This is a genomic window from Pseudaeromonas pectinilytica, from assembly GCF_054780855.1.
Map to the genome: position 1 here is coordinate 1 of NZ_BAAGVN010000286.1, position 7,136 is coordinate 7,136.

Consider the following 7,136-nt stretch of genomic DNA (forward strand, 5'->3'; position numbering starts at 1 on the left):
CAACCAAGAGCCCAACAGTGCAAAATCCTGGTTATCGGGTGGGGTGAAAATAGTCAACAACACGTAAAGGGAACAGCGCCCTCGCGAGACCAGGCGATATAGGAGGGCGCTCCCCGGAGGCGATAAGGGGATTTAAAGAGCGAGAGATGAAGCGATTCGATGAGCCAGTCCGCTTGAGCCTCGGGAATGATGACCACATCACTGCGATCCCGTGTCAGACGCTGTAATCCTTGTTTGTAGGTTTTGAGTTCATGCTTGTTAAACAGACTGGTACGGTCAAAATCAGGATGGTAAGCCGCTCCGGCCAGAACATCGATGCGTTTATGTTGTAAGTCATTCAGGTTGGTGATTACCTGATCCAGGTGGGCGACCACAAAGACCTTGTCTTCGGCCGGGAAGGGGATTTCGGTCAAAAAGGTTAGGAACTTCTCGCGCTCCACGGTGCGATTTGGCCCTAGAATCAGGTCGGCGTCACCTGTTTCCAGCATCTGAAGACCTCGTTTGAGAGGAACGCTCAAAAAACGGATCTCCAATCCGGCCTGTGCGGCGGCCAACTGGAATAATTCGATGTAATAACCGCCGTAGTAGGGTGGATCTATGATGCGATAAGGGGGCGCATGATTGACGACGACGCGCAGTGGAGCGGCTTGTACGCCAACGCTCAGGCTCAGCAGGAGCATGCAGAATAAAATTCCACTGACCAGTTTCCGCATCGACCCTCCTCTACAGCCAACAGTCGATATGCCATGTTCCGGGTAAACGAATTGATCATTTACGGATTTAGATTCGTTATAGTCAGATACCAACGCGCAAGCCATAACGGTGAGCATACCCGTGTCAATTCTGTTGAGTCGCCCACAAGGAGCCGTGACGTGAACGTCGAACGCCCAGCTGTCCCTGTTACCCCCCTCACGCGCACCCTCGGGTTGCAAGGTGAAGATGTCGAGAGCAAACGTCGGGAGCTGCTCGACTATTTTCAGCAAACCTATGATCTGTATGAGTCGCTGTTTGATGTCCTGGTCGGTGATGAGGCCTGGTTCAATAAGGCTATTCCACTGCGTCATCCTTTGATCTTCTATTTCGGCCATACCGCGGCTTTCTTTATCAATAAACTGCTGGCCGGGGGCTGGATCCAGCAACGATTGGACTCCCGCATCGAGGCGCTGGTCGCCATCGGTGTCGATGAAATGAGCTGGGACGACCTGGATGAGAGTCACTATGCCTGGTCGAGCGTCGCCGAACTGCGTCAGTATCGCGGCAGGGTGCGGCAGCGGGTGAGCGAGTTTATCCAGACCATGCCCATGAGCCTGCCTATCGACTGGCATAGTCCGGCGTGGGTGATCCTGATGGGTATTGAACACGAACGCATCCACCTGGAAACCTCTTCGGTGTTGATCCGGCAACTGCCTCTCCACCGGGTGCAGGCTTCGTCCCGGTGGCCCATCTGCCCGATGGCCCGTCATCAGGTGGCACAGGTACCGGCCAACAGCCTGTTGGCTGTGCCCGGAGGACTGGTTCGTCTGGGGAAACCGGATAGCGATGCCACCTATGGCTGGGATAATGAGTATGGCCAGCGAGAGGTGGCTCTGGCGCCGTTTCAAGCTAGCCGCATGCTAGTGAGCAATGCCGAGTTTCTGGATTTTGTGCAGGCCGGGGGGTATCTCGATGCGCGCTGGTGGAGCGATGAGGGCTGGGGCTGGCGTCAGTTTACCCAAGCCGTGCAGCCTACGTTCTGGGTTGGTGAACCGACCGCTGATTTGCGCCTGCGGCTGATGTGTGAAGAAGTGCCAATGCCGTGGGATTGGCCGGTGGAAGTCAATCAACTGGAGGCGGAGGCCTTCTGTCGTTGGAAGGCGGCGCAAACCGGACTGTCGGTGCAGTTGCCTTGCGAGGCCGAGTGGTATCAATTGCGCCAACAGGTGGCGGTTGATCAGCCGGACTGGCCACAGGCACCTGGCAATATCAATCTGGAGTATTGGGCCTCCTCTTGCCCGGTGGATCTCTTTGCGCAGGGCGATTTCTTTGATCTGTTGGGGAATGTCTGGCAGTGGAGCAGTTCAGCTATCGATGGTTTCGACGGTTTTTGCATTCACTCCCTGTATGACGATTTTTCGACCCCGACTTTTGATGGCAAGCACAATCTGATTAAGGGCGGCTCCTGGATTTCTACCGGTAACCTGGCTCTTCGCCACTCCCGGTATGCATTCCGCCGCCACTTCTTCCAGCATGCCGGTTTCCGTTATGTGGTCTCCTCCCATCGCGAAACGCAGAGTGTGAACCCGTACGAGACCGATGCCTTGGTTGCCCAGTATCTGGATGCCCACTATGGCCCCGACTATTTTGGCGTCGCCAACTATGCCCAGGCGTTGGCACAGCTGGCGAGCCGTTATGTACCTGCCGGGGGCAAAGCCCTGGATCTGGGCTGCTCGGTCGGGCGCGCCAGCCTGGAGTTGGCCCGTCACTGCGCTCATGTCGAGGGGGTTGATTTCTCGGCACGGTTCATCGATGTGGCGTTGACCCTGGCGCGTCAGGATCGTTTTCGGTATGCGCTGCCTCAGGAAGGGGATCTGTTGGAGTATTGCGAGGCGCGGCTGTCGACGCTGGGCATCGGAGCCGATCAACTGGCGCGGGTGCAGTTCAGCCAAGGGGATGCGTGCAACCTCAAACCCAAGTATCAAGGTTACGATCTGGTCCTGGCGGCCAACCTGATCGATCGCTTGTGGGATCCCAAGCGGTTTTTGGGCGAGATAGGCAAGCGGATGAATGCCGGTGGTGTGCTGGTGCTCAGCTCGCCCTATAGCTGGCAGGAGTCCTTTACCCCCAAGACACACTGGTTGGGCGGCGTGCGTGAGAACGGCGAGGCCTTGAGTACCTATCAAGCCTTGCAACGTCTGCTGGCGGTTGAGTTTGAGGAGTTGGCTCCACCGCAGGATCTACCCTTTGTGATCCGGGAAACAGCCCGCAAGTACCAGCACTCCATCGCCCAGGTGACGATCTGGCGTAAACGGGGTTAGTGCCGCCAAAGCAGCCGTAGCGCGCCGACGGGCTCTCGACATCCGCTGTCAGATGAGCTGACAGTTAGACGTCTGACGTCTTGCTGCGCAGGATAAGGGCAGGCCAATCCGGTCTGCCCATCAAGGCCTGTCGATGCGTCGCCCCGTGCTCTCTTGTTTGTCGCTGCTACCTCTCGCTTGGCCTCTGCTGCTCCTTGCTCTGCTGCTGGTGGCTTGGTCCGGCGTTGTCGAGGGGGCCTCCTTGCGGATTGCCACCTTCAATATCGCCTGGCTGGCGAACGAGCCGTTGCCCGATATGGCTGCTGTAGCCGCTTGCCAACGCGAGGCGAGTCGTTCTCCAACGCTAGACTCCCGTCCAACACCCCGCTGTCGGCAAGGCGTATTTCGCACGGCTGGCGCCTATCGGTTATTGGCCCGCAGTATCGCAGCCTTGCATGCCGATGTGCTGGCGGTGCAGGAGGTTGAAGGCGACGCCGCATTGGCCCGGGTGCTGGGGGTAGCATCGACATGGCATCCCCGGCTGCCGACCGTATCGGCCACCGATGCTGTCGCGTCCATCCAGGAGAGTGCGGATTGGTGGTGGGTCACTAATCCATTGCCTCGGCATGGCAAGCAACGAGTTGCTCTTGCCGTCCGGCGGTCTGCGGTGCGTTCCATTCAGGCAATATCCGTCCCCGAGCTGGGTGCACCCTTGCACCGGGAGGCGCGTGGCGGCTTGTTGGTACAGTTAACGCCAGTGCAGGGTGAGCCGTTCCAGGTACTGGTGTTACATCTGAAATCTGGTTGCCGGGCAGCCGGGATGGCTGATGCGACGGATCCGGCGTGTCAGCAATTGGCGGCTCAGGGGAAGATATTGGCCTCGTTACTGCGCCAATGGCAGGCTCAAAAAGTGCCGATGATCCTGCTGGGGGATTTTAACCGCGCCTTTGATGAAGAGCCGAAGGTGGCGGCGTGTCCGTCTCTCGACCAGTCGTGTGTCAGCCTGTGGGCCCGATTGACGAGTCAGCTCCCCGCCGATGCCGAGCCGGAACTGCTGACGCGAGGTTTTCGCCAGCCGCGGGGCTGTTACTCCAGCCGGTACGGGCGTGCGTCCATTGATCACATCCTCTTGACCGGTGGCTTGCGCGGGCATGCGCTGCCGGAGTCGCTGACGGCGGAACCATTTCTCGATCCGGCTCATCCGGGCCAGTTACGCGCCTATGCCTATCGCTTTTTGAGTGATCATTGCCCGCTGCGGGTTGATCTCACATGGCCGTGAGTCGAGATCGCCCCCGCTAGGGAGCGGTTGCCTCTTCCACCGCCAGATTCCACCCGCACCGTGCTTGCCATTTTTCCGCCACCGCGTAGGGTGCGATTATCGGATGTTTACCTTCAGACGCTACCATGCCATTTCCCGCTCACTTGAACCCGAATTTTTCCGTTCCCGCGGCCGACGATCCTGTTTGTACTTGGCAACCCGGCGAGTCGTTCCATCAACAGCAAGGAGCGGTTTATCAGGGCGATAGCGCCACGGCTGCCTATTTCAAGCAGGGTAAGGGTATGGCCCATGTCTGTTATTCCCCGGCGCATGCCAATGCCTCGGCTACGGGAGCCGCTGCCGGGCAGGGTAACAATTACTGCGTCTGGGTCGCGGGTGAGCAGGGGGCGCAAGCCGAAGGCATCAGCCAGTCCGCTCTGGATGGCATTCTGGATAGCTATCTGGAGCCGAACGCCAGCATTGGCTGGCATACTCATCCCCACAGCGAAGAGATCTATTACCTGTTGGCCGGTCAACTGACGGTGGAGATGGTGGATACCCGTGGCCAGCACCACCGTTGGAGTTTGCGGCCAGGAGATAGTCATCGCGTCGGTCCTGATATGAGCCATACGGCGCAGGCCGGTGGCGATGGTGCCCGTTTTATGGCGGTGATGATTCGCTGTTGAGTTGGAAAGAAATGAGTGAGAGGGAGTGGGCAATGAGAGCGGTCGTGATCGGCGCAAATTGGGGCTTGGTGCATGTCTATGCCTTACGGCAGGCTGGGGTCGAGGTAGTGGCGTTGGGCGGACGGGAGCGGCAGCAGTTGGCGAATGTGGCTGCCCGACATGGCATTGCCCATATCGTCGATTCGGCCGCCGAGATCCGCGCTCTGGCGCCGGATCTGGTAACGTTGGCCACACCGGCGGTCAGTCATGGTGACTGGCTGCGGGAGCTGGCCGATTTTCCGGTCATCTGTGAAAAACCGCTATTCGGTCTCCACGCCAGCGCTGATGCATTGAACGGGTTGGGCGATAGGCTCTGGGTCAACTATGCCTTTGCGTTTCTCGATACCGCCCAGGCTCTGCTGGCGCTGCGGCCGCGACTGGGAGTCATCCACCGGATTGAATTGCGCTGCCACTATGAGTTGCCGCTGCAGTTTTCTCCGGCCGAATGGTGGTTGGAGGTGGCCAGTCACCCGCTATCATTCCTGGTTCATCTGTGTGGCGAGCCGCGCTGGATCCCCGGTGAGAGTCACCGACTTGGCGATCAGATCTTGTGTTGCTTGGGGGCCACCCAGGCTGATCTGAGCTGCCATCTGCGGCCGGGTTTATCCGGGATCCGTCAACAGATCCGCCTGCATACCGATGCGGGCCTAGTGGAGCTGCAAGGCGGCTTTGTCTGGGGGCAAAGTTGGCGCTATGAACCATTGCGCCTCAATGGTGAGGCTCTGACCGCAGGGGAGTGGTGTGCCGAAGATTGCTGGACCCGCGCCAATATGCGCAGCATTGCCGCCATGGTCGGCCAGTTCCGAGGTGAGACCTCGGTCCGGGAAGGACTGTCACTGGGGCTGTTCAACGCCGCCAAGGCTCTCCCCATCGATACGTTGATCCAGCAGGCCTGGCGCGACTAAGCGCCAGGCAGCTTGCATCAATCAATCAGATCTCGCTCTTTGAGCCACTTCAGAACCAGAGTGGCGACCAGGGAGCTGCGCTCGAGATCGGCGGTGTTGAACCAGGCCAGTTCCGCAATTTCGGCTGCGGGTTGCAGTTGGCCGCTGTACTCAGCCTGATAACAGGTCAGCTGTACTTGAACTCCTGCTGGCTTGCCATCGGCCTGAGCCTTGAAGAACTCGGTAAACTGCAAACTTTCGGGCAACAGGGTGACCGAAAGTTCCTCCTTGATCTCGCGGCTTAGTGCCGTCGCATCACTCTCACCGGGTTCGCGTTTGCCGCCAGGAAGATAAAAGAGACTCTTCAGGTGTGAGCGGACAACCAGCAAGCGTCGATCCTTCAGGTATAACCAAGCCAGTTTATCGATATGGTTCATGGGGTTTCCTTAATCAATGAGAGCGGCTGAGTATAACGCCGATTTGTCCTGCCAGCGCTACGGTTCTAGAGATTCAAGTGCTACCACTGCAGCGTTAGCTGGCTTCGGAAATGATGCTCGATGCGGCTGATAGGATCGATAAAGCGTAACTCCCTGGCCAGCAGTTGCAGCGGGCGCTGATAGTCGTTGGCGAGCTCATCATCCACCGCCGGATAGAAGCAGTCATTGCAAATGGGAGCACCCAAGGCGGCCATATGCAGTCGCAGTTGGTGCTTCTTGCCCGAAATGGGATTCAAGCCATAGCGCCATAGAGCCTCTCGTCGCTCCAGCACTTCAATCTCGGTGTGGGCATTAGCGACTCCCGCGACTTCTTGGGATAGAAAGAAGCGTTCGCCTCGCTCGATCCGTGAGCTGCGCTGATGGGGAAAATCCAGTTGGGGGAGGGCCGGGGCTATGGCTTCATAATATTTATCGACGGCACGTTCGCAAAACAGCCCTTGATAGGCGGCACGGGAGCTGCGCTGTACCGAGAACAACACTAGTCCGGCGGTATGTCGATCCAGCCGGTGCAATGGTTGCAGTTCGCTGTTGTGCAGACGGTGGATCAGTCGAGCTTGCAGGGTTTGCATCACGTACTGACCTGTCGGGATCACCGGCAGGAAATGGGGTTTATCGACCACCAAGAGATGTTCATCCTGATAGAGGATGGTTTCGTAAAACGGGATCTTCGGTTCATCGGCGATTTCGCGGAAATAATGGCGTTGTTGCTCAAATCAGGGAACTATCCCGCAGTTTGGTGATCTGATCTCTTAGGTTCACCACCGGGAGCGCCAGATGGG

The 7,136-nt window shown here is 58.2% G+C and carries 7 protein-coding genes; 4 read left to right on the plus strand and 3 right to left on the minus strand.

Going from position 1 to position 7,136, the window contains the following annotated elements; translation table 11 throughout:
* Positions 1-53: 53 nt before the first annotated feature.
* The gene (locus ACYVG7_RS11540) at positions 54-713 is read right to left on the minus strand and encodes a substrate-binding periplasmic protein (RefSeq protein ID WP_460883258.1); all 660 of its coding nucleotides are present in this window, start codon (positions 711-713) and stop codon (positions 54-56) included.
* A gap of 159 nt (positions 714-872) precedes the next feature.
* Between ACYVG7_RS11540 and ovoA the strand changes: the two genes are divergently transcribed.
* From ovoA to ACYVG7_RS11560, 4 genes are all read left to right on the plus strand, one after another.
* Positions 873-3,014, plus strand: coding sequence for a 5-histidylcysteine sulfoxide synthase (gene ovoA, locus ACYVG7_RS11545; protein WP_460883259.1), 2,142 nt, complete (start codon positions 873-875; stop codon positions 3,012-3,014).
* A gap of 133 nt (positions 3,015-3,147) precedes the next feature.
* On the plus strand, positions 3,148-4,272 hold the full coding sequence (locus tag ACYVG7_RS11550) for an endonuclease/exonuclease/phosphatase family protein (protein ID WP_460883260.1): 1,125 nt from the start codon (positions 3,148-3,150) through the stop codon (positions 4,270-4,272).
* Between the two features lie 125 nt (positions 4,273-4,397).
* On the plus strand, positions 4,398-4,937 hold the full coding sequence (locus tag ACYVG7_RS11555) for a cupin domain-containing protein (RefSeq protein ID WP_460883261.1): 540 nt from the start codon (positions 4,398-4,400) through the stop codon (positions 4,935-4,937).
* A 32-nt stretch (positions 4,938-4,969) separates the two neighbouring features.
* On the plus strand, positions 4,970-5,881 hold the full coding sequence (locus tag ACYVG7_RS11560; RefSeq protein ID WP_460883262.1) for a Gfo/Idh/MocA family protein: 912 nt from the start codon (positions 4,970-4,972) through the stop codon (positions 5,879-5,881).
* Between the two features lie 17 nt (positions 5,882-5,898).
* Here ACYVG7_RS11560 and ACYVG7_RS11565 read toward each other — a convergent pair whose 3' ends face one another.
* Together ACYVG7_RS11565 and ACYVG7_RS11570 are read right to left on the minus strand one after the other, a co-directional pair.
* Positions 5,899-6,297: an NUDIX hydrolase gene (locus tag ACYVG7_RS11565; protein WP_460883263.1), complete on the minus strand. Its 399-nt coding sequence runs from the start codon at positions 6,295-6,297 to the stop codon at positions 5,899-5,901.
* An 80-nt stretch (positions 6,298-6,377) separates the two neighbouring features.
* Positions 6,378-6,977, minus strand: coding sequence for a pseudouridine synthase (locus ACYVG7_RS11570; protein ID WP_460883264.1), 600 nt, complete (start codon positions 6,975-6,977; stop codon positions 6,378-6,380).
* Positions 6,978-7,136: the final 159 nt, after the last annotated feature.